The sequence below is a fragment of the Lysobacter brunescens genome, assembly GCF_042677005.1.
Classification (GTDB): Bacteria; Pseudomonadota; Gammaproteobacteria; order Xanthomonadales; family Xanthomonadaceae; genus Lysobacter_I; species Lysobacter_I brunescens.
Map to the genome: position 1 here is coordinate 1 of NZ_JBHTIF010000033.1, position 529 is coordinate 529.

Genomic DNA, 529 nt, shown 5'->3' on the forward strand with positions numbered 1-529 from the left:
TGCCGGACGTGGCTGCGAGCCTGCCGGCGCACCTGGGCGATGCCTTCGCGCGTATCGTGCGCAGCCATCCCGATCGGCCGGCGCTGGTCGAGGGCGGTCGCACGCTGTCCTACGCCGAACTGCACGAAGCGGTGGAGGCCGCCTGCCGCACGCTGGTCGAGGCCGGCATCGGTCCGGGCGATCACGTCGGCGTGCACCTGGCGTCCTCCGCGGACCTGGTGGTGGTCACGCTCGCGCTGTTCAGGCTCGGCGCGGTGTACGTGCCGCTGGATCCGGAGTATCCGCAGCAGCGCCTGCGGCACATGGTGGAAGACAGCGGCGCGGCGCTGGTGGTCGCGCATGCGGCGCAGTGCGAGCGGGCCGCCTCGCTGTGCGATCGGGTGCTGTACTGGGACGAACGCGGCGCGGCACCGGAGGTGGCGTTGCCGGCGTCGGTGCCGACGCATGCCAGCGTGGCGTATCTGTTCTACACGTCGGGTTCGACCGGCCAGCCCAAGGGGGTGATGGTCAGCCACGGCAACGTGCTGCA

Annotated in this window: 1 protein-coding gene; it reads left to right on the plus strand. The window is 71.8% G+C overall.

Annotation, left to right across the window (positions count from 1 at the left end; translation table 11 throughout):
- The coding region (locus tag ACFQ0E_RS19215; RefSeq protein ID WP_386826650.1) for an AMP-binding protein at positions 1-529 on the plus strand (529 nt) is incomplete at both ends.